Origin of the sequence: Weissella cibaria (assembly GCF_004521965.1) — a bacterium.
GTDB lineage: Bacteria > Bacillota > Bacilli > Lactobacillales > Lactobacillaceae > Weissella > Weissella cibaria_A.
This window is the reverse complement of sequence record NZ_SDGK01000088.1, coordinates 47,777-68,305: the sequence shown is the minus strand read 5'-3', so window position 1 is coordinate 68,305 and position 20,529 is coordinate 47,777. Positions and strand designations below refer to the sequence as shown.

The window sequence follows — 20,529 nt, the reverse complement described above, 5'->3', positions numbered from 1 at the left end:
AATAGTTTCTACTCAATGAACTATAAGCAAAAGGCAGCTGATCTCAACAATGTGAAAAATCAGCTGCCTAAGCAAGGTTCAAAATATTAAATTTTACCGATCATCAGTACCATGTGACTTTGAACCAAAAAATAGTGAGCACCCTAAACGTACAAAAGGTAGTCACCTCACTGTATGACTACCAATTTATCTAGTATTTATATGTAACATTAGGTCGTTGCCATATCACGTGCCTGCAGGTCAGTGGTTAATCGTTGTAATTGCGCATTTAATGCCGGTACTATCACTGCCGTCTTCAGCCGCATATACGATACAAGCAACGGCAATATTTCAGCTGGTACCCGTGGATTTAAATCCGTTGACTGGGCAATTTTGTCTAATCGATATTGCACCGTCCGGCGGTGGACATGCAAGGTATCACTCAGTTCACTCATTGAATGCCCCAACGTGCCGTACAGCCATAAGGTAACTTGTACTTCCTCATCGACCCGATCCTTTAAGAATTGTTCAACTTGCGAATAGGCGACACCCGCTTCCACAACTTGTGCCAAATTAGCAATATCTTCGTAAAAAACAATTTTCATTTCATCAATCACTGGACTTGTCAATGCTAAGGCAAACACCGCCTCCTTGATGCTCTTTGATAAATCAAAATGCGGCTGACTGACCCCCGCTAAGACATGTTCAGGCAACGTTGCCAAAAATTCATGAACCCCCGCCAATGGAAAAATATAAACCCGTCGTAAGTGATCCAAGTCAAAAGCTAAGCGCTGATTTGGCAATTGACTGCGGTTCCCCTCGACCACAATTGCCACATATTGTTCACTAAAATCCACACCGTACGCCCGTGCTTTCTGAACAAACCGATCATCAACAGTGTAATTATAATCTGACATGATTAACCATTGTTGTATAAATGTCTCAAGCATAGTTGTGCCCTCCATAGATTTTCTTTGACCTGTCACTGCTTACTATTAAGTTTACATTGTTAACAAACATTCAGCTGACTAAAAATTAAGCGCTTACATGAAAATCAGTTTGTTGGGTGGCTGGCATTCGTATCATCGCTACACCAATTCCCTGACATCGACGGCCTAGATAGGCTATTGTTGGTTTATATTCATTCCTGACAAACAAAAAAATCCAAAAAAACGCCATCCTAACAACTTAGGATGACGCTCTTATATACTTATATCTTGCCGGTCAATGCTTGGAAACGCTGCACAGTTAATTCGATTAACTTTTCATGCAACGCTTTTTCTTCCGTATTTTCTGGGAATGACCGCCAGGCAAAGCCCGGCACTTGGCTATCGAGTTGCACATCAGAAATGTATAGGTCCGTTTCTGATGTAAATTCGGTGGTGATATTAAGGTTAACTGATTGCCATTTTGCAAGCCGCTCAATAATAATTTGTTCGAGTGCCGGCATATCAATCATATCGACGGTAACATTAATCACTGGCAAGATTTCACTAGTATTCAATACAAGCACAAATGTATTCAGATACTCATTAAAGATGGCCGTTGATACTTCTGCTTCTGATAAGCCAAAGTGTGGTGCAATACGGGCAACGACTCGTTCTGTAAATGACGTGTGAATTGGAAACGTACTCATCGAGAATTGACGATTAATTGGGTGCGCAATGCCATTTTGTCTGAAGAACAGCATCCGGAAATTCAACGAGAAGAGTGCTTTTTGGATTACCTCTAATTCTGGTTGTGATAACGACAAGCCAAAAAATTCTTGATAAACTTCGCAAACGTCATCATAAATTTTCTGGAACTTCCGGCGGACATCCGGTGCCAGGTTGGCAACTCGGTATGAACCTGAACCAATGCCTAGTGAATACATCGATCCTAAGCCAAAACGTAACTCTTCGTCACACCCTGGCACCTGATTATCAAAGGAAAGCGTAATCACCTCACGCAATTTATCGATAATCATCCGCGCATGTAGTGACAAGTCCGCATCTGGCTTAAAGAGTTGGTGGTTATAATCACCAATAAAGTGACCGTGCTTCAAGCGAGTATACCAAATACCAAAAAAGATACGGAATGCTTTCTTAACAGTCGTACGTATTTGCGTTTGTTCTTCAATAATCGCCTCAACCTTATCAGTTGCTGCTTGCACATCCGCTGGAAACGGCGTTGGCTGATCGGCATAGGCAGTATACAATACCTCAAACAGCTGAATTCGAATATTTCGTTCATCCCCAACTAATTGATAATCGTCAGAAATTTGGATACCAAATTTTTCAAGTTTCTCACCCACTTCGACCTTAGTCACACGGGCAACAGTTGTACTCGATGAGTGACGCAAAGCAATCATTTCATTAGACTGCGCCACTTCTAAGAAAATATCCATTAGCACATCGAATCGTAGGGAATTTCGAATGTACTCTCCTAATAAAGTTGTATCACTAATTGTTTGTAACTGATCAACTTGTAATGCCCGGTTTGAATCAACTAGTCGGAGATACACAATGTTTCCCTCCCCAACTTGTTGGTAATCAACGCGCAATGTTTCCACGTTTTGCAAGACCATATACCGTGACCACCCTAAATCCGCCATGATGTCTTTAATTAGGACAGCATGGCTTGACTTGCTCGTCAAATATCGATGTAATGCTAAACGTTCTTGATCTTTCTTAGGTAATAGCCACTCCATAATCGCATTCTCTCACTTCTATCTTCGTTCAATATGCTTAGTTCAATCGGTTATTGTTTCTTGATTTCGCGGGATTATTTTTACGTATGAAAAATATTAGTTAACAGTGTCATTTATTCAATCTCACAAAAAGAGCGATTCATCAGAATCGCTCACAAACCAACCTCATATATACCATAGGGGTTACTGATAGTACAAGCTTAACTTACCGAAGTGATTGGCAATGTGCCGACGTAACATTTTTCTGTTTTTAATAATTTAGCTAAATTCCAAGGGTTCCCCGATTACTTATTATTTTATCAAATGTTTAACGGGCTTTGCAATTATTGACTCTTAATTGTCTACGGCAACTCAACTGACGCGCTAAACGCTTGCTGACTGCTCAACGTTGTCCCGAACCCCTCCGCCACTGCCAATCTGAAAAACTTTTTCATGACTTTACCTCAACATGAACTAGTGGGCCATCACCCAGACGGACAGCATAATTATTGTAGAGCCCTTTTAATTGGCGAATCGTTTCCAATAGATTATCTGCAAACTGTTCGTATAGCCGATATGATTCAACCCACCAACGCCAAGCAGTATAGCGTAACGTATTAGTTAGTGACGGATTATTCGTTAAAGCCAGTCGGACAAGCTGGAGGACACGGTCGAAATCTCCCTTGAAGAGTGCGCCGAAAATCTCGTACTCTACCGCATCAATTTAGCGGTCGGTATAAACCCGTGTCACCCAGTTATCCCGGTAATTTTGTCGCATTCGCCGAAACCAAATCACCAACTCATCATCATTTGTCACTACCATCAAGCCAACTTTAACGGGCCAATATTCCTTTTCGCGCCACTCATCTAACTCACGTAGTAGCTTGGCAACCACCGTCGCAACCCGTTTGGCACGTCCACCTGTACGGCAGCGTAGACTTCATCCTCGTAATAATCTTCGATATCAGTCGCACTTTCCCATAAGACAGCTGGCGATACGACACTGTGCGAGGCGCTATATAAATTTGTACGTTCATTTTGTTCGTCTATTGGGAACCACGACATAAGGACCGCATCAATGTCCCAGTCTCAAACCCAAGAATGCGCATCAAATTTAACATCTCTTCAATCATCAGGGTGCCCACATCGTCAAATAATCGGTACAACTTCGACTTTGAAAAACCCAGGGCTTCCAAACTCCGTACCCGGATATGCTCGTCTTTCAAACGTCGGCGTAACGCCTCGCCAAATGATTGACTTCGCGGTTGTAGCGTCAAATCAGTGATGATAGCTGGCAACGTCTCGGCCCTTTTTTGCGCATGCAATTGTTGCTTACTTAATCGTAGCCGTGTCCAAACCGCCACCAGGGACGTCTAGACCGTCTGCATCGTCATTTCGCGCATGACCATTTGTTGCGTAGCCATCAAAATGACGCCAATTTCAGTCGCGACCACTTCTGAATCCATGATTAAATAGGTGCGTAGCAACCCGGTAAATCGTTGCATTAGCAAAATTTTTACATTTGAACGGCGTGCTGGCTGACACGTGACAAGGTCAGCCAGACGTCCGTCACGTTTAATTTTTAGGCCAAACAACCACCTGATTAAGCGCGATCATATGAATCATTAAACTTGTTTCAAACAAATTACCAGGCATCTAATCGCAGAAATCTTGGGATGCGTGAGCGAATTTTCGACAGAGTTTAAAAAAACGTTTTGGTGGTAAATACGTTGCAATTAATGAAAAGACACGCATTTCAAAAATTATGAACGCCTGAATGCTATTAAGGCATTCATATAAAAGTTGTGTTTTGTCACGATAATAAACCCATTGCGGCGATCGATGATGATACCAATCACAATTGCCACCATTTCAGCCGTTGAATAACCAACCGATACAGCAGTTTGTTCAATTTCCGCTTGTTTTTGACGTAATTCAGCTTCCGTACATTTTGCTAAGTCGCCAATACCCAACTGATACGGATCAGCAATTACACCATCAAACAATTCTGAAAACGACACTGCAAATAACTTTCATACGCGAGATAAATCCACTACTGAGATTTGTGTCTCACCACGAACAAACCGATAGTATCGTGACCTTGAAATCCCGGCTTTTTCAATATCTTCAACCATTATATTTTTTCATCCCGAAACACATTAATCCGCTCCACCAATAGTACCTGTGATATTTTCAATCCCTGTTTTTCTCTGTCAGGCTATTACTAATAATTCATTATATTAGAAAAATACGATAATTTGTGAAAACGGTTTCAAACATTTAGCGTAAAAGCATTTAGTCGACTTATTGCGATTTCATGAACAACACCCCTTACCTATTTCGTATTCCAAATTTTTCAGGTAAAATGAGAACATCTTAATAAACAACGGGGTACAACAGATGACACTAGAAAATTTTGATTTGTTATCACAAAAGTACGCTGACTTAATTACGTCAGTTGGGGTTAATGTCCAAAAGGGACAAGATATTGTCATCTATGCGGACGTCGCACAGGTGCCTCTGGTGCATAAAATTGTAGACTCGGCCTACAAGCGTGGCGCAAACAACGTCATGATTGAATGGCAGGACATTCATGTGCAACGTGAATTTTTGCAACACGCCAACAACGATTCTTTGACGAACATCCCCACTTGGGTATCTGTTCGCGCTGAAGAATTGATGGCGAAGCATACGACTCGCATTTCACTGATTTCTGCCGATCCAGATGGCCTTGGTGCTGTTGATGGCGATCGCGTCTCGGCCTACCAACAAGCCTACCAACGCGCTAATCAAGCCGTTCGCAAGGCCACGATGAATAATGATGTGTCATGGTTAGTTGTTGCCGCGGCTGGTGAATCCTGGGCTGAAAAAGTTTTCCCTGATTTAAAGGGTGAAGCTGCAACTGACCGTCTTTGGGAAGAAATCTTCAAGATTACTCGTGTCGGGGTTGCAAACGACGTCATCGCTGACTGGATGGCCCATGTGAATACTTTGAAAGAAAAGGCGCAATGGCTGAACGCTTTGAACTTCAAGGAGTTACACTACTACTCACCCATCACTGATTTAACAGTTGGGTTAGCCGAGGATCACGTATGGGAAGCTGCTGACTCAATTGACAAGGCTGGTAACATGTTCGTCGCTAACATGCCAACTGAGGAAGTCTTCACCTCTCCTGACTACCGCAACATTCACGGTACCGTGACGTCAACAAAGCCATTATCATACGCAGGCGTTTTGATTAATGATATCAAGCTAACGTTCGTTGATGGCCACGTCACGGAAGCGCATGCCTCAACCGGTGAAGCAGTCCTACAACAATTGATCAAGACTGATGAAGGCGCTTCATCTTTGGGCGAAGTGTCATTGGTGCCAGATCCGTCACCAATTTCACAATCAGGCATTGTTTTCTACAATACTTTGATTGATGAAAACGCTTCTGACCACTTGGCACTTGGTGCGGCATACCCATTCAATTTGAAGGGTGGCACCCAAATGGACGTCGCTGCGCGTCAAGCAAAGGGCCAGAACGAGTCATTGGTTCACGTTGACTTTATGGTGGGATCAGCCGATATGAGTATCGACGGCATCACGTATGACGGTCAAGTCATCCCTGTCTTCCGCAATGGTGACTGGGCATAACTGTACACAAAACGAAAAGCATCTGGCGTTCGCAAACACCAGATGCTTTTTAATTGTCATTAATTTGCTTCACCGACGATAATGTTGCCAACAATTGCAATCCCAACACGTGAGTAACCCGCGTTCATCTCCCAATCGCGGTGACCAGTTGTCCCAACCGGCATCATGTTTGTTTCATCAAACCAAGCGTTTACAACCGACGTACCTGGGGCGTAATCAATCGCTACGACTTCACCAGCGGTGCTGTAGTGATCACTCGCAACACCACCCAAGTTAGCCATTTGTTGGGCCCGTGCCTGTGCACGCGCTGCCAAATCGTTATCAAACGTCAATGGCGCCAACCCCTGTGACTGACGCAACGTATTTAAGGCATTAAATGTCGACATATCCGCGCTGCCAACCGTGGCTACTGTCGCCTCAGTCTGAACTTGTGACTCAGCCGTTACTTGTGATTGGACGGTACTAGCTGCAGCTTGTTGTGATGACGCTTGCTCAGCCGCCACCTGAGCGACTACGGCGGCTGAAGAAGCAGCTGCAAGTGCAGCCGATGCAGTTTGGTGCGCAGCAGCTTCAGAAGCGGCCGTCGCTTGTGATTCCGCAGCCGCCATCGATGCAGCGTCAGCTTGTGACTGTGCTACGCTAGCTGCGTATGAAGCTGCTGCCGCCTGACTAGCAGCAGCTTCAGAAGCGGCCGCCGCTTGTGACTCCGCAGCCGCCATCGATGCAGCGTCAGCTTGTGACTGTGCTACGCTAGCTGCGTATGAAGCTGCCGCCGCCTGACTAGCAGCAATTGAAGCCGCTTCGCTCGCTACTTGACTGGCAGCAACTGAATCAGTAACCTGACTCGCTACGACTGCCTCTGATGTTGGTGTCGCAGCGCTGGTCGCAACAGCATCTTGCTCAGTCATTGCGGTTTGCTCTGTAACAGTTTGAGGTTGTACAGTCGCACCAGTAGTCGTTTGTGCCATAAAACTTTCATTTGCAAACAACACATCCGGATTTGCAATACCAAATTGGTTAACAAACGTATCCAAGTTCTCACCATTTGCTAAGGCCAATGCCCAAACAGTATCCCCATACTGAACGTTGTAGTTTGCCAAACCACCCGCTTGTGCCAGTTGATTGGTTACTTGTCGGACGCTATTAGCCTGCCAAACATCAGCAGACGCTTTGTCGTTTGTCGTGATGGCGACGCCAGCAACTGTTGCCACTGTCGCTAGTGCTACCCATTGCTTACCTGATTTGTACATCTTCTTACGAGAAACCGTGTTCATATTTAATAAATCCCCTTGATAGTCATATTCAAACCCGTTGTCTCTTTCTCTAACAAACATTAAGTTTAGCAAATCGTCTTAACAAATTCATTACAAATATAAATATTTTTTATATATTAACCTTAAAAAAGCGCTTAACCTCTTAGCAAGAAGTTAAGCGCTTTTTCCGCCCTACTGTTGTAAGCGTAGAATCGTTTCGCACAACTGTGCAACATCGACATCATAACCTTCAAATTTCGTCTTCATATATAAGGAAGCATCGCGCTTATCGAGTCGAACATCAGTCCCTTTCAACTTCGTTTTTACATCATTCAACTCCGAACGTGCTAACTCGCCACGACCTTCTACCAAAGCTAGATCTTCCGTCACATAGCCACCATCTAAAATCCGCAACTGCGATTCAAAAAGACTTGATTCTTCATAAACATAAAGCGTAATTGGCAATCCTTCGACATCCAAGTGCGATGTCTCAATTCTTACAATATCTGCGTTCATCTTTTAAAACCTCGATTTTGGACCATTTTCGTTACGCCACGCATTGTATAGTTGTGTGCTATCAATCATATCGACCTGCCCAAAATTTTCTCTCTTACTAAAGAGTAGCACATTCCGGAATGTATGAAAAAATTTGCATTCTTAGCACCGTACACGGGTTATTTTTGTAGATTGCGCGGAAATGTCGGCGGTAAATGCGCCCCAACTGATTTCACATCATTAGTGAACGGAATTGGTAGTTGAATCGCCGCCGCGTGCAGTAATAAACCACCTGAATAAGCACTGTCTGGATTATAGAGTGGATCACCAACTAACGGGTAGCCGAGGTACTTCATATGTAAGCGAATCTGATGTGTGCGTCCTGTCGCTAATTCAAGCCTCACGAGCGTATTTTGATAGACCGTATGCACCTTGTGCCAGTAGGTGACCGCTGGGCGCGCATTAGGGCCATTGACCATCCGTGTGCGGGAGTCTGTTGGATTATCACCAATTGGTACATCAATGGTGCCGCTCGTTGCGTTAATGTTGCCACATACCCACGCAAGGTACGTCCGCTTGATTGTCTTGTCACGCAACATTTGATTTAACATTGGCACAACATATGGATTTTTAGCTATAATGAGCGCGCCTGTCGTGTCGCCATCCAACCGATGAACCATATACGCCGATTTGCCCTGCTCTGCTAAATAGGCTTGTGCAAAATTCATCATGGTGCCATCTTCACCGGGCGAATTCGGATGGGTCTTGACGCCTTTCCATTTATTCACAACAATTAAATCATCACTTTCAAACAGCACATCTAATGGTTGACTAGCATCTGGTACATAATGTGAATCCGACACTTCAAAATCTGCCGGCACCCAGGTCATATCGAGAACGTCACCCGGCTTTACCCGCGTCGAGGTTGGTTGGTAAACACCGTTCAATAAGATACGCCGGTCCATTCTAAAATTACCTCTGATGCGTCGTGGCACTTGCCAAGCTGTTAGCTGTTCTTTAATCGAAATTGCTGGTTGATCTGATGGTAAAACAACACGCTTCGTCCAAACTGTCATCACACCCACTACTCCTTTTAAAACTGCAAACAAAAAGGCAACCTGATGACTAACAGGTTGCCTTTAAGCCGTTATTACAACTTAGTAACGTTAGCAGCTTGCAAGCCACGGTCACCTTGTTGAACTTCGAATGATACAGCTTGTCCTTCTTCCAATGACTTGAATCCGTCACCTTGGATAGCTGAGAAGTGAACGAATACATCGTCACCTGACTCACGTGAAAGGAAACCGAATCCCTTGTCTGCGTTAAACCACTTTACTGTTCCTTGTTCCATGTTTGAAACCTCCTGGCAATTATTGCCGAATTTTTTAATAATCTAAATATGACGATGCCAGATATTTCTGTGAAACATAAAACAAAATCCTTTAAACTATGTACATAAGTATAGCACGCTTATCCAAAGAAAGATACCCAAAGTTTTAAATTAAATATTTTAATCTTATCCAAAAAAGCCGTTGGTCTATGATTGGTATAAATTTTGAAACAAAAACGGACATTCTGACCATGCCAGAACGTCCTTCTAACTTACTTTAACATCGCCTTCATGGCTTCAGCCGTTAGTTGAGCCGTCACCTTTGTGGTGTACGCCTTAACGTCATCTTGCGAAGCCTTGGGATTAGCTTGCATGTAAGCCGCAATCTTTGCAGAAGCCGCAGCCTTTAGTTGTTCTTGTTGTGCTTGCGCAGCAGCAGGATTAGCCGCAGCTGCCTTTTGCTTCGCTTGCACAGCCTTTGATTGTGCTGGCGTCATAACTACCCACGTATCCTTAGGCAACTTAACAACTGTTTGTTGCTTATACAATGAGTGGCCTTCACCCCCAAACCCAAACATCAACTTAAAAAAAGCATTTTGCCACTCCCAACGAGTCGTCTTAGTCGTGACCGTTGCCTTGTCAGTATCGATCAACTTATAAGTCGCCGTCTTCTTGACCGCCTCCACAATGTGCTTCTTATTAGGTACAAAGTGAGCTGTTGGCTTAGCATTTTCTTTATCGGCATAAATCATAACATAGTTGTTTGACTTTGTGCCCAAAGCTTGGGCAATCATCATACCAGCTGGCACCTTGGTCCCACCGGCAGAATAAATTGTCTCAGTTTCCGTCTTAGTGACTTTCTCCATCCCAAAATGGTTGTTGAAGTTCGCCACCAACATCAAAACTGTAGCCAGGAGTAATCCACCTGAAATCAATCCAGCTACAACGCGAGCAGGAACATTCTCAATCTTAATCCAAGAAATAAACGTCAAAATGACGAAGACTGCCAAAAGGATAATAACCATCTTACTCGGCCTCCTTCATTTGTGGGTCAACGGGCTTGTGATTTGAATAACCGGCTGCCTTAATGGCCCCACCCTTCAAGAACATTGCAACGATGATACCAATGATGGCAAATCCCAAACCGATGGCAAACGATACGTGGAATCCCTTCATTGAAGCTTCCAAGTAATCCGCCCCGTACTGGAGTGGGTTCGTCTTTGACAATGCCTTAGCAGGCTCATTATTTGAAATTACATTTTGTGTAACTGATGACAACAAGGCCACAACAACAGCTGATGCAACTTGGCGAGCCGTGTTGTTAGCGGCCGTTGCGTGTGGTGCCTCAGCTGGTGGCAATACTGACATGGCCATCGCCGTCAATGGCATCATGGCCATGGCGATACCAAACATACGAACCGCGTATAAAGCGGTAATGAAGTGTGCTGGTGTTGACGCCGTCAAGAATAAGAATGGCACTGTTCCAATGGCCAAGATTGAGAAGCCAGTCAAGGCTAAACGCTTAGCACCGATCTTATCGTAGGCTGAACCAGCGATTGGCGCCATGATACCCATCATCAAAGCCCCAGGCAACAACGTCAATCCTGATTCCAATGGTGACATGGTGTGAACGTTTTGCAAGTATGTTGGCAACATCATTTCGACACCCATCATCGCCATCATTGCCATCATAACTGCCACAGTCGTCAACGCGAATTGGTGGTTCTTAAAGACCTTCACGTCAACAAATGGTTCATCCAACTTCAATTGGCGTACGACGAACAAAACGATGAACAACAAACCAACAATCATTGGCAAAATAACGTTCTTGAAGTCGCCCCAACCATCAGTCGCCACATTCGTAAATGACCATAAGAAGATTCCGAACCCAAGGGTTGAAATAATCAACGATGGGACATCCAACTTCATCTTACGGTTAGGGATAACATTCTTAATAAAGAATGGTGATGCGATAATCACCAATGCCAAAACAAACATTGGTAAGTAGAAGATCGTCCGCCATGAGTCAGAAATCGTCAGACCCAAGAAGTGGTGATTCTTTTCCAAAATCCATCCAGACAACGTTGGTCCAATGGCAGGTGCCAAACCAATGACAATACCATTAATTCCCATGGCCGCCCCACGCTCTTCGGCTGGGAAAATGTTCACCATTACCACTTGCATCAACGGCATAGTCACACCCACCGCGATGGCTACCAGGATACGTCCCAGCAAGAACATCCACCACATATCGTGGTGTGCCGGCGTAAAGGCCGTTGTAGCCATTCCGGCAAACAACATCAAGTACGCAAAAATGTACAAGACCTTAGATGGAATACGCGTTGATAGGTACGCAGAAACTGGCATCATAATACCGTTAGCTAACAAGAACCATGTTGTTGCTTGTTGGGCCGTGGCTAACGTGATATCAAAATCGCGCATCAAAGTTGGGATTGCGGTTCCCAACGAGGTTTGCATTAACACACCAGCGAAAGTACCGATTAAGAGCACCGCCACCATGGCAGAACGACTAAATGGGGTTCCGTTGATGTCCATAGCAACACTTTTATTTTTTGCCATGTCATCCTCCAATTATTCTATTTATTTATAAGTGTATCAATTTGACAAGAACTAATTGTAAAGCTACTTAACAAACTTTGCAAGTGTTTTTGTCAACTTTTTTGACAAAGATTACCGATTATTTCGGTTCTATTCTTTTTGGCGTTGGTGGTTAATCGCCAACGCTTTTTTGCATTTATCAATCATTCTCAGAACAACAATAAAAACACCAATAGCTCGGTGTATCCTAAAGTCGTCTAAGACCAAAATACAAGGAGAGCTATTGATGTCTTTAAATGATTCTATCCTACGTAGCGTCGGATTAACAGACCCAAATTTCGAATTTTTAATGGATGATAACGGTGAATTCAACCACATCTCATATCGTGGAAAAGATAATCATAAAACTATCGTTTATGAAGCTGCACTACACGGTGATATGGATCGATGCACGTTGTGTGGCCAAGAGAGTATATTAACCAAAAATGGTTTCAGCAAACCCACCGAAGTAAAGCTACCCGCAACTAACGGTTTCGACAACCGCCTACGCCTGCGTAAGCAGCGCTATTACTGCCATGAGTGCAACGCTTCCGTAGTTGTGTCATCACCCGATTTAGAAGAAGCCCGAAACATCTCTAAACCCCTACGCCTTCAAGTTATTCGACTGGCTATGGAGGATATTTCAGAGAAAGTTATCGGTTTTATTTTGCGTCTTTCACACTCAACAGTTCACCGTGTTATCAACGACGAACTCCAGGATTATCGTTATGACTACAGTCATTTACCAGCAGTTCTAAGCTTCGATGAAATTCGAATTAGCAGATCATACGCTTTCGTGTATGCATCACCTGACAACTTTATGGAGATATTGCCAAGTCGTGATTTAAACACAATCCGAAGTTATTTCTATGGCTTCTCTTTGAAGCAACGCCAGGCAGTCACGCACGTCGTCATGGACATGAACGCTAGCTACGCTACCCTCGTGCCGGAACTATTTCCTAATGCCCAAATTGTCATTGATCGATTCCATATCGTTCAACTAATGACCCGTGCCATCAACACTATTCGCACAGGCATTCAGCATCTACTTGATAAGCACTCTCGTGAATACAAAATAATGAAAAACGGCTGGCGCCTTTTCCTCAAAAAATACAGCAACTTAGAAACTACCCATCGTAAATATATGCGAGGCTTGAACGAATATATCACGGAAGAAGAAGCTCTCACGCTAGTGTTCAAATCATTTCCGGTTCTCGAGGCGGCTTATTTAGTGTACCAAGAAGCTTTAGAAGCAATGGACAAGCGTAGCCCCGAGCTAATTCATGCATTGATCAGCACTTACAAACCGGTGGGTTCCGCCATGGACGTGACCATCGGTACTTTTAAGCGCAATTTAAAAGGCATCCTCGAAAGTCTTCGTTGCCCATGGTCAAACGGTAAAATCGAAGGCATCAACCGTCGCCTTAAGCAAATAGCTCGTACCGCATACGGTTATCAAAACCTCGGTAATTACATGCGACGCATCCGTATCCAAATGAAGTATGGAAAATTCTAAAAAAAGTGGTGACAACATTTCTGTCATCACCACTTTTTGCGACTCTTCAAATCGCGTTAATTTTCAATTTTATTGTCGACCAACGCTATTTGGCATAGAGCCCTTTTAACACGACTTTATTAGAATAAGCTACTTTTATTTGGTGAATTCACCATAGTGGCAAGCTTTTTGCGCGGCCAAATTTAATACTGACCACTGCCGGTCGAATCCTGGCTGGAAGAAAAAGTCGGCTTCTGCTAAATCATCCACGGTCATTTTTTGTGCAATGGCTAGGGCCAACGTATTACCAAAGCCGGTAACATCGTAATCACGTGCCATAATAGCGCCACCTAAAATGATTCGTGAATCAGGATTAAACGCTAAACGGACAATAATGTCCCCGTTCCCCTCGCTGGTGGGTACGAAGGCGGGCTGACGTGTATCGGTGTAGGTAATGGCTGAAATTTTAATTTTTGACCGATCAGCCGTGACACTGTTTAGGCCGGCTGAGGCGAATGTATAATCAAAAACTTTTAAAGCCGAGGCGCCAACAACCCCTTTGAAATCAACATCATGTTTGTTGCCCATAATTCGTTGGGCGACATATTGGGCTTCACGTCGTGCTGTGGAAGCTAAGGCTACCGGCTGTTGTTGTCCAGTTGGAATATAGTAAGGCTTCACAGCGTCACCAATGGCATAGACATCTGGTAAATTGGTTTCGAAATTACGGGTTGTCTCAATCCAGCCTCGTTTATCGAGCGCTAACGTATCTGCAAAGGGCGCTGTGTTTGCGGTTACCCCAATACCTTCAATGACTAAGTCGGTTGCATAGGTTCCCTGGTCAGTTACGACTGCTGTCACGCCCTCATTTTCCGATCCCTCGAATGCGGTGATGGCCTCACCAACTTTTACGTTGACGCCATGGGCAATTAATTCTTGCGTGATAATATCCGTCATGTCGGCGTCAAGGTAAGCGGCTAACACACGAGGTAACATGTCTAGGACGGTCACGTTTTTGCCAGCTCTCACCAGCGCTTCAACGGCCTCAATACCAATGTACCCAGCCCCAATAACGGTGACGTCTTTGATTGTTGCATCGTTGAGGTATTGTTTAATACGCTTGGCCCAATCGTAACCACGCATCGGAATAATGTTGGCTAAATTCGAACCTGGAATCGTTAAGTGCGAGGGGGTTACACCCACACTTAAGACTGCTTTGTCATAAGTGAATAAGTCCTGGTTATTAATTGTGAGTGTGTGGTTCGTCGCGTCAATACCTGTGACCCTCGCGTTATTACGTACATGACCGCCATATTTTTCTAGATCTGATGGCTTGAAATTTCGGACAAGCTCAGCATTTTGGACTGCCCCGGTTAGATAGAGTTCCATCCCACAAGACATAAATGAAATAAAGTCACCAGCCTCGAAGACCGTGACATCGTATGCATCGGACTGTGTTAACAATTCTAGTGCGACTTCGTGACCACCGTGTGATGCACCGATGACTGCAATTTTTTGTTTTGCCATGATAATCCCCCATTAATCGTATGTTGTTTTGTGCATATATTAACTATCCGATTTCATTTAATTCACACGTATCCCCCCCTTGAAAGCTACTAGGGTTTACAAAATATGATATACCTGTCGAAAGATGCTTGTCAAAGAATCCTTAAAAAACGACTTAGTTTGTTAAATCACACACTTGCTGTCCTCAAAAAAGGCTATATTTGTTTTATATCTGTGCATAAAAAGCAGGGTTGTATTGTTTGGTCAGCTATGTGACCATGATAATATGGAAAAAACAACAATATGGGGTAATGTTTTAGATACCGCAGGCCGGTGTGCTCATTGGCATAGTGAGCGTGATGTTATCGCCAATCGCTGTGCAACGTGTGGCAAATTCTATGCCTGTTATGAATGTCATCAAGCATATGAAAGCCACCCATTCGGCCGTTACGCAGCACAAACCCAACAAAAGATTTTGTTATGCGGTGTCTGTGGGTTACACATGACCTACGCACATTATGAAACAATTGATCAATGTGAAAGTTGTGGGGCTCTCTTTAATCCCGGGTGCTCCCTGCATAAGCACTTATACGTGCAATAGAAAAGAGGCTGGGACGGAAGTTCTCTGTCTCAGCTTCAAAAGCCGCCAATCTCCCAATTTAAAATCGGAGGATTGGCGGCTTTTAAACGTGTTCCGAAAGTCTGAACTCTTAATATAACGCCATTTAACCCGCTCTATTTTATGATTACCAACGTTACCGGTAAGTTAGGGACTTCAAAGAATCTCCTGCGTCATTGGTGACATTAATAACCAATTTCGAATGTTTTGCCCCGCTAGCTTGCATTGATTGAACAATTTTTCTACCAAAAGCATCAATTTTGTCACCATTTGTACGCAGGCCAAGATTAAGTATTGTCTGTGACCGTTTGTCCGTCTTAATGGTATAGGTGACTGTATCGCCGGTGACTTGTGCTGAAGTATCAGTTACCAAACCGCTGGCGCTTTGTTTAAGATTAAAAGATTCATTATTTAATCTTAGGGCGTTGTTGGGTCGATTTCAACATTTTTCAAATCAACACCGTGGTGTGTGTCCTACTAACAATAGGTAATAACGTGGTGGCCTTGTTTCCCACCAGGTGACATTCAATTTGAATACCCGCAAAAATCAACAATCCAATCACGGCCAGTACACCAATTAAGATTAACCAAAATTTTTTTCATTATAAATTCCCCTTTTCTTGTGGCATGATTAGCTGCTCTACGAATCGCCCGCTGTTAATCATGTCTGTCATCATTTTTACGACCTTGGAGATATGGTTGTCCACTTCAGATTGTTGCAATAATTGTAACGAACGCGCATCAATTTGGTCGAAATCATGGTTGTATTCGGCCATAACTGACCTAACGTATTTAAGTTCACAGTAGCGTGTGCAACAGGTGTGATATCCCAGTCGTAAGGTACCAGTGCATACTGATTAATTAAGAAACGATTCAATTGTTGAAAATCTTGATAATACAGCGACAACAATTGTTTTCGGGCTTTAACGGGACCTGCCGCAATAGGGTGGCTGAAGATTTCCTGTAGCCAAAGTTCATCGGCAACCAAATGCGTATAGTACCCCAGCATGAAATTGTCAGTTAGACCGCTAAGGTATTCCGTTAAAAATTGCCCGAGATCAATTCGTTGTGTGCCGCGATTGCTTGGTACAAGAAAATGTGTGTCACCTTTAGTCAAATCCTACGTTTTATCAGAGTCAGGTGCCTCGTCACTAAGGAAGAAAGTATCATCTAAAAAGAATGAATGGTCATTAACTTTTGCGCGATTGCTGCGTGAATTAGCTGTGATCCCATCTTAATCCCCCAAAATTAAACATCTGTAGTTATTATACCTTCTTTAGACATGACTGTTTTGTCATCAATTTAAACTCAATAAGGAAAGCGTTTACATTTAATTAAACTAACTTTATAATAGTGGTACGGCATAGCAGTCTCATTGAGATATTTATTTGGGGATATATGGAGAATTAAGATTATGAGCTCATTACTCGTATTATTGGTAGGCATTCTACTCTTATTGTTTTTAATTATTAAGGTTAAGATGAACACGTTTATCGCGTTGATCTTAACGGCTGTTGCTGTTGGGCTTGGTCTCGGCATGAATTTTGCGCAGATTCCAGTTTCGATTCAAAATGGAATTGGTAGCTCATTAGGCGAACTTGCAATTGTGTTTGGATTTGGCGCAATGCTTGGACGCTTGGTTGCAGATGCTGGTGGTGCTTACCGCATTTCACACACATTGATCAATTTGTTTGGTCGCAAGCGTGTACAGATTGCGGTAATGATTGCCGCCTTCATTATCGGGATCGCCCTATTTTTCGAAGTAGGTATGGTTTTGTTGATCCCAATCGTATTCGCCATTGCGCTTGAGTTGGGTGTACCGTTGTTGTACCTAGGTATTCCGATGGCAGCTGCCTTGTCAGTTACCCACGGGTTTTTACCCCCTCACCCGGCGCCGACTGCTATTGCGGGGGCTTTAGGTGCAAATCCGGGTAAAGTATTGGTGCTAGGGTTAGTTGTTGCCATTCCGGCCGCAATCATTGCCGGACCAGTTTTCGCTAAATTGGCGAAAACTTATGCACCAGAAGCTTTCACAGTGAAGCGCGAATTGACGGCATTTGGCGAAGTGAAGCAGTTTGATCTAAAGCAAACACCTTCATTTGGATTATCATTATTAACATCATTGTTCCCAGTTATTTTGATGGGAATTACGACCATCTACTCAATAATTGTGAATGATGGGCAACCATTTAACGCTGCAAAAGTTAAAGGATTAGATGCGTTTGTGACAATGATTGGTAATCCGGTTGGTGCGATGATCATTTCCCTGCTATTTGCATTGTGGTCAATGGGATGGCATCAACATAAGACGGTTAAAGAAATGGCGGCTACGATTGAAGAGTCAGTAAAGTCAATTGCCATGCTGTTGTTGATTATCGGTGGTGGTGCCGCTTTCAAGCAAATCTTGATTGATGGTGGTATTTCGGATCAAGTAGCGACCCTCTTCGCCCACGTTAACATCTCGCCATTGATTCTAGCATGGGTGATTACGGTTATTCTACGTGTGGCTCTTGGTTCAGCTACGGTTGCTGCCCTTACTGCAGCCGGCTTGGTACAACCATTGATGCATCAAGCTGGTGTTGATCCTGCCCTTATGGTCTTGGTTATTGGTGCCGGTTCTCTTGCAGCGTCACACGTTAACGATGCCGGCTTCTGGATGTTTAAAGAATACTTTGACCTCGACGTCAAGCAAACACTGAAAATTTGGACGGTTCTAGAATCGTTGATTGCAGTAGTTGGTTTGGTTATTGTCTTGATTTTGAATATGTTTATCTAACAGAAAACGCCCCAATTTTGAGGCGTACCCCGAAAGTTAAAGTAACTTTCGGGGTTTTTCTTTATGACTAAGATATCAAAACAAACAAAACTTGAGGCAATCCTGGAATATATTTCAGGGAACAAAAGTAAATAAGAAGTTGCTAAACGTTATGGCATACACTATACGAGTTTTAAGATGCTGTTAGCGGCGTATAAAACACACGGAGCTGACGTGTTATTTAATCCTCCAAAACCAACTGGAACATTTCGAGTTGAATTAGCTTCGTGGGCAATCAGAAATAACGCTTCAAATACTGAAGTTGCAGCTAAATTTGGCTATGTAGGCACCGCTCAAATAGTAAAGGGGAAAGAGATATATTCCAAACTTGGGCCAAATGGGTTATTGTCTATACAAAAAGGACGAAAACCTAAAATGCCTAATATGAAGCCTAAGTCAGATAAACCATTGACGGATCAAGAAAATCGACTCGCTCAACTCGAAGACGAAGTTCTTCGATTGAAGATTGAAAATAAAGCGTTAAAATTATTAGCCTCGATTCAGCGACGAACCGACAACTCTCAGCAGTAGCTTGCCGACTTGAGGCGCAATTTAAACTAGTAGATATTCTAAAGGTTCTTCCGATTGCAGAAAGTACAGTGCACTACTGGAAACGAAAGTTTAAAAAGGAAGACCCCGATGAGCCACTTCGCGTGGCTATCAGGATGATTTGGGAAGCGGATAATCACTATGGTGTGCGTCGGATTTATTTAGAGTTGCGAAAGCAACCCGAGTTCGCAAAGGTAAATCACAAGAAGGTCCAACGACTCATGCATGAGATGGGGTTAAAAGGCGTTGGGTATAACAAACAATCGCGTAAGTATGATTCATCTAAGGGTCCTGAAGGGAAACGAGTGAAGAACAAGATTCACCGTCGTTTCAAGACTGATCGACCATTACAAAAACTATCTAGTGACGTCACGGAGTTTAAAGTTCCGGTCACTGGAGAAAAAGTATATTTAGTACCAATCCTAGATATGTACAATAACGAGATTCTTACACATTCAATTAGCACCCGTCCGAATCTCGAATTTACCTTACAACCGCTTAATCAGCTCGTAGACCGAATGCCAAAACTTACTTATCGAACAACCATTTACCCTGATCAAGGTTGGAAATATCGGCACAGATCATGGCGTAAGACACTAAAGCAAAACCGCATCGTCCAAAGCATGTCGCGTCGCGCGACCGCTCTAGACAATACGGTTATGGAAAGTTTCTTTAATAAATTGAAGGTCGAAATTGGCCCATTGCACCATTATTCATCGGCAAAAGAGTTGATTGATGCAAATAACAATTGGATACTGTATTACAACAACACACGAATTCAGGCAAAATTAAACGGCCACTCACATGTAGAATACCGACAAATGGCCGCTTAATCAGCTAAAATATTTCACTTTAACTTTTTGGGTCCGCCTCATCTCGTGTTTGAGACAGGGCGTTTCTTTTGTTTAACTAACTAAAATCATTAAAATTGGAATAACAACTAACATCAATAAGGTTGGCAATTGAATTCGTGCCAGGACTAAAATCATGGCAATGATTAGAGCGATCATTGGCGGAGTAAAATCCCCTTCAGGGTTTTGTGGAGACTGAATTGGCGATCGGTTGCCGTGTCTCGTTCAATCATATATATGCCTAATGTCCAAAATACGATGGTATTGGCTATATAGTAGACCAAAACGTATGGCAAACTGGCTTTACCAAATAGTGCCATGTTAACTGGTAATCCCACAGTGGCGTTATTTGAATTGAATAATAATGATCGGAATAATCCCTTATGGTGTTGGTTTACCTTGATTAATTTTGCGATTAAAAATAACAGCCCAAATAACACTAACATGCTTGCAATCGGCAAGACTAACTTCGGCCCGACTGATAGTAGTGTTTGTGGTGTATAGTCTTCCGGAATACTAACAATCAAATAAGCGGGTATGGCAATTTTAGTGACAAACACAGATAAAAACTTACGTAAGCGCTCATCATCATCGTTGAAAACACGTATTTTTTAAGACGTATCCGGTGCCTACTAAACCAAGAATCATTAAAACGCTGGATATACTGCGTCACATTATTGACATTATAAATTGTTCCTTTCTAAATAAGAAAAACCAGAGTCCTGAATCAGG

The 20,529-nt window shown here is 43.2% G+C and carries 21 protein-coding genes; 6 read left to right on the top strand and 15 right to left on the bottom strand.

All coding sequences use genetic code 11. The features are described from left to right. Nucleotides 1-209: 209 nt before the first annotated feature. From EST42_RS09795 to EST42_RS09775, 6 genes are all read right to left on the bottom strand, one after another. The gene (locus EST42_RS09795; RefSeq protein WP_134645245.1) at nt 210-929 is read right to left on the bottom strand and encodes a PucR family transcriptional regulator; all 720 of its coding nucleotides are present in this window, start codon (nt 927-929) and stop codon (nt 210-212) included. A gap of 260 nt (nt 930-1,189) precedes the next feature. After that, nucleotides 1,190-2,668 (bottom strand): helix-turn-helix domain-containing protein, encoded by a 1,479-nt coding sequence (locus EST42_RS09790; protein WP_134645244.1) that lies wholly within the window; start codon nt 2,666-2,668, stop codon nt 1,190-1,192. A gap of 703 nt (nt 2,669-3,371) precedes the next feature. Then, on the bottom strand, nt 3,372-3,542 hold the full coding sequence (locus EST42_RS10675; protein ID WP_167711243.1) for a hypothetical protein: 171 nt from the start codon (nt 3,540-3,542) through the stop codon (nt 3,372-3,374). A gap of 151 nt (nt 3,543-3,693) precedes the next feature. Continuing rightward, nucleotides 3,694-4,011, bottom strand: coding sequence for a hypothetical protein (locus tag EST42_RS09785; protein ID WP_134645243.1), 318 nt, complete (start codon nt 4,009-4,011; stop codon nt 3,694-3,696). Nucleotides 4,012-4,020: 9 nt separating this feature from the next. Continuing rightward, nucleotides 4,021-4,152 carry a hypothetical protein gene (locus EST42_RS11465; RefSeq protein WP_280633888.1) on the bottom strand — a complete coding sequence of 44 codons (132 nt, stop codon included), beginning with the start codon at nt 4,150-4,152 and terminating at the stop codon, nt 4,021-4,023. A 258-nt stretch (nt 4,153-4,410) separates the two neighbouring features. Further along, on the bottom strand, nt 4,411-4,668 hold the full coding sequence (locus EST42_RS09775; protein WP_134645241.1) for a hypothetical protein: 258 nt from the start codon (nt 4,666-4,668) through the stop codon (nt 4,411-4,413). A 379-nt stretch (nt 4,669-5,047) separates the two neighbouring features. Between EST42_RS09775 and EST42_RS09770 the strand changes: the two genes are divergently transcribed. Continuing rightward, the gene (locus tag EST42_RS09770) at nt 5,048-6,286 is read left to right on the top strand and encodes an aminopeptidase (protein ID WP_134645240.1); all 1,239 of its coding nucleotides are present in this window, start codon (nt 5,048-5,050) and stop codon (nt 6,284-6,286) included. Between the two features lie 59 nt (nt 6,287-6,345). Here the strand turns inward: EST42_RS09770 and EST42_RS09765 are convergent, their stop codons facing one another. From EST42_RS09765 to EST42_RS09740, 6 genes are all read right to left on the bottom strand, one after another. After that, a complete protein-coding gene (locus EST42_RS09765; protein ID WP_167711241.1) occupies nt 6,346-7,560 on the bottom strand; it encodes a CAP domain-containing protein in 1,215 nt (404 codons plus the stop codon). 171 nt (nt 7,561-7,731) lie between these two features. Then, on the bottom strand, nt 7,732-8,055 hold the full coding sequence (locus EST42_RS09760) for a hypothetical protein (protein ID WP_134645238.1): 324 nt from the start codon (nt 8,053-8,055) through the stop codon (nt 7,732-7,734). A gap of 158 nt (nt 8,056-8,213) precedes the next feature. Beyond that, entirely contained in the window at nt 8,214-9,110 is an 897-nt protein-coding gene (locus EST42_RS09755; RefSeq protein ID WP_134645237.1) for an RluA family pseudouridine synthase, read from the bottom strand. A gap of 74 nt (nt 9,111-9,184) precedes the next feature. Beyond that, nucleotides 9,185-9,385 (bottom strand): cold-shock protein, encoded by a 201-nt coding sequence (locus EST42_RS09750; protein WP_003610350.1) that lies wholly within the window; start codon nt 9,383-9,385, stop codon nt 9,185-9,187. 251 nt (nt 9,386-9,636) lie between these two features. After that, nucleotides 9,637-10,389 (bottom strand): DUF4811 domain-containing protein, encoded by a 753-nt coding sequence (locus EST42_RS09745; protein WP_134645236.1) that lies wholly within the window; start codon nt 10,387-10,389, stop codon nt 9,637-9,639. Between the two features lies 1 nt (nt 10,390). Next, on the bottom strand, nt 10,391-11,944 hold the full coding sequence (locus EST42_RS09740; protein ID WP_134645235.1) for an MDR family MFS transporter: 1,554 nt from the start codon (nt 11,942-11,944) through the stop codon (nt 10,391-10,393). 265 nt (nt 11,945-12,209) lie between these two features. Here EST42_RS09740 and EST42_RS09735 point away from each other — a divergent pair, with 265 nt between their 5' ends. Then, complete coding sequence (locus EST42_RS09735; RefSeq protein ID WP_134643756.1) at nt 12,210-13,478, top strand: ISL3 family transposase; 1,269 nt, start codon at nt 12,210-12,212, stop codon at nt 13,476-13,478. Between the two features lie 135 nt (nt 13,479-13,613). Here the strand turns inward: EST42_RS09735 and EST42_RS09730 are convergent, their stop codons facing one another. After that, entirely contained in the window at nt 13,614-14,984 is a 1,371-nt protein-coding gene (locus tag EST42_RS09730) for an FAD-dependent oxidoreductase (protein WP_134645234.1), read from the bottom strand. Nucleotides 14,985-15,249: 265 nt separating this feature from the next. Here EST42_RS09730 and EST42_RS09725 point away from each other — a divergent pair, with 265 nt between their 5' ends. Beyond that, a complete protein-coding gene (locus tag EST42_RS09725) occupies nt 15,250-15,564 on the top strand; it encodes a CHY zinc finger protein (RefSeq protein WP_134645233.1) in 315 nt (104 codons plus the stop codon). Nucleotides 15,565-16,261: 697 nt separating this feature from the next. Here EST42_RS09725 and EST42_RS10670 read toward each other — a convergent pair. Beyond that, the gene (locus tag EST42_RS10670) at nt 16,262-16,699 is read right to left on the bottom strand and encodes a hypothetical protein (RefSeq protein ID WP_167711239.1); all 438 of its coding nucleotides are present in this window, start codon (nt 16,697-16,699) and stop codon (nt 16,262-16,264) included. A 297-nt stretch (nt 16,700-16,996) separates the two neighbouring features. Here EST42_RS10670 and EST42_RS09720 point away from each other — a divergent pair, with 297 nt between their 5' ends. From EST42_RS09720 to EST42_RS09710, 3 genes are all read left to right on the top strand, one after another. After that, entirely contained in the window at nt 16,997-18,358 is a 1,362-nt protein-coding gene (locus EST42_RS09720) for a gluconate:H+ symporter (RefSeq protein WP_134645232.1), read from the top strand. A 177-nt stretch (nt 18,359-18,535) separates the two neighbouring features. Continuing rightward, nucleotides 18,536-18,928: a helix-turn-helix domain-containing protein gene (locus EST42_RS09715; protein WP_245150472.1), complete on the top strand. Its 393-nt coding sequence runs from the start codon at nt 18,536-18,538 to the stop codon at nt 18,926-18,928. Further along, nucleotides 18,883-19,779, top strand: a complete 897-nt coding sequence (locus EST42_RS09710) for an IS3 family transposase (RefSeq protein ID WP_134645231.1) — start codon at nt 18,883-18,885, stop codon at nt 19,777-19,779. Before EST42_RS09715 ends, EST42_RS09710 begins: the two co-directional genes overlap by 46 nt. A 173-nt stretch (nt 19,780-19,952) precedes the next feature. Here the strand turns inward: EST42_RS09710 and EST42_RS09705 are convergent, their stop codons facing one another. Continuing rightward, the gene (locus EST42_RS09705) at nt 19,953-20,357 is read right to left on the bottom strand and encodes an AEC family transporter (RefSeq protein ID WP_245150471.1); all 405 of its coding nucleotides are present in this window, start codon (nt 20,355-20,357) and stop codon (nt 19,953-19,955) included. Nucleotides 20,358-20,529: the final 172 nt, after the last annotated feature.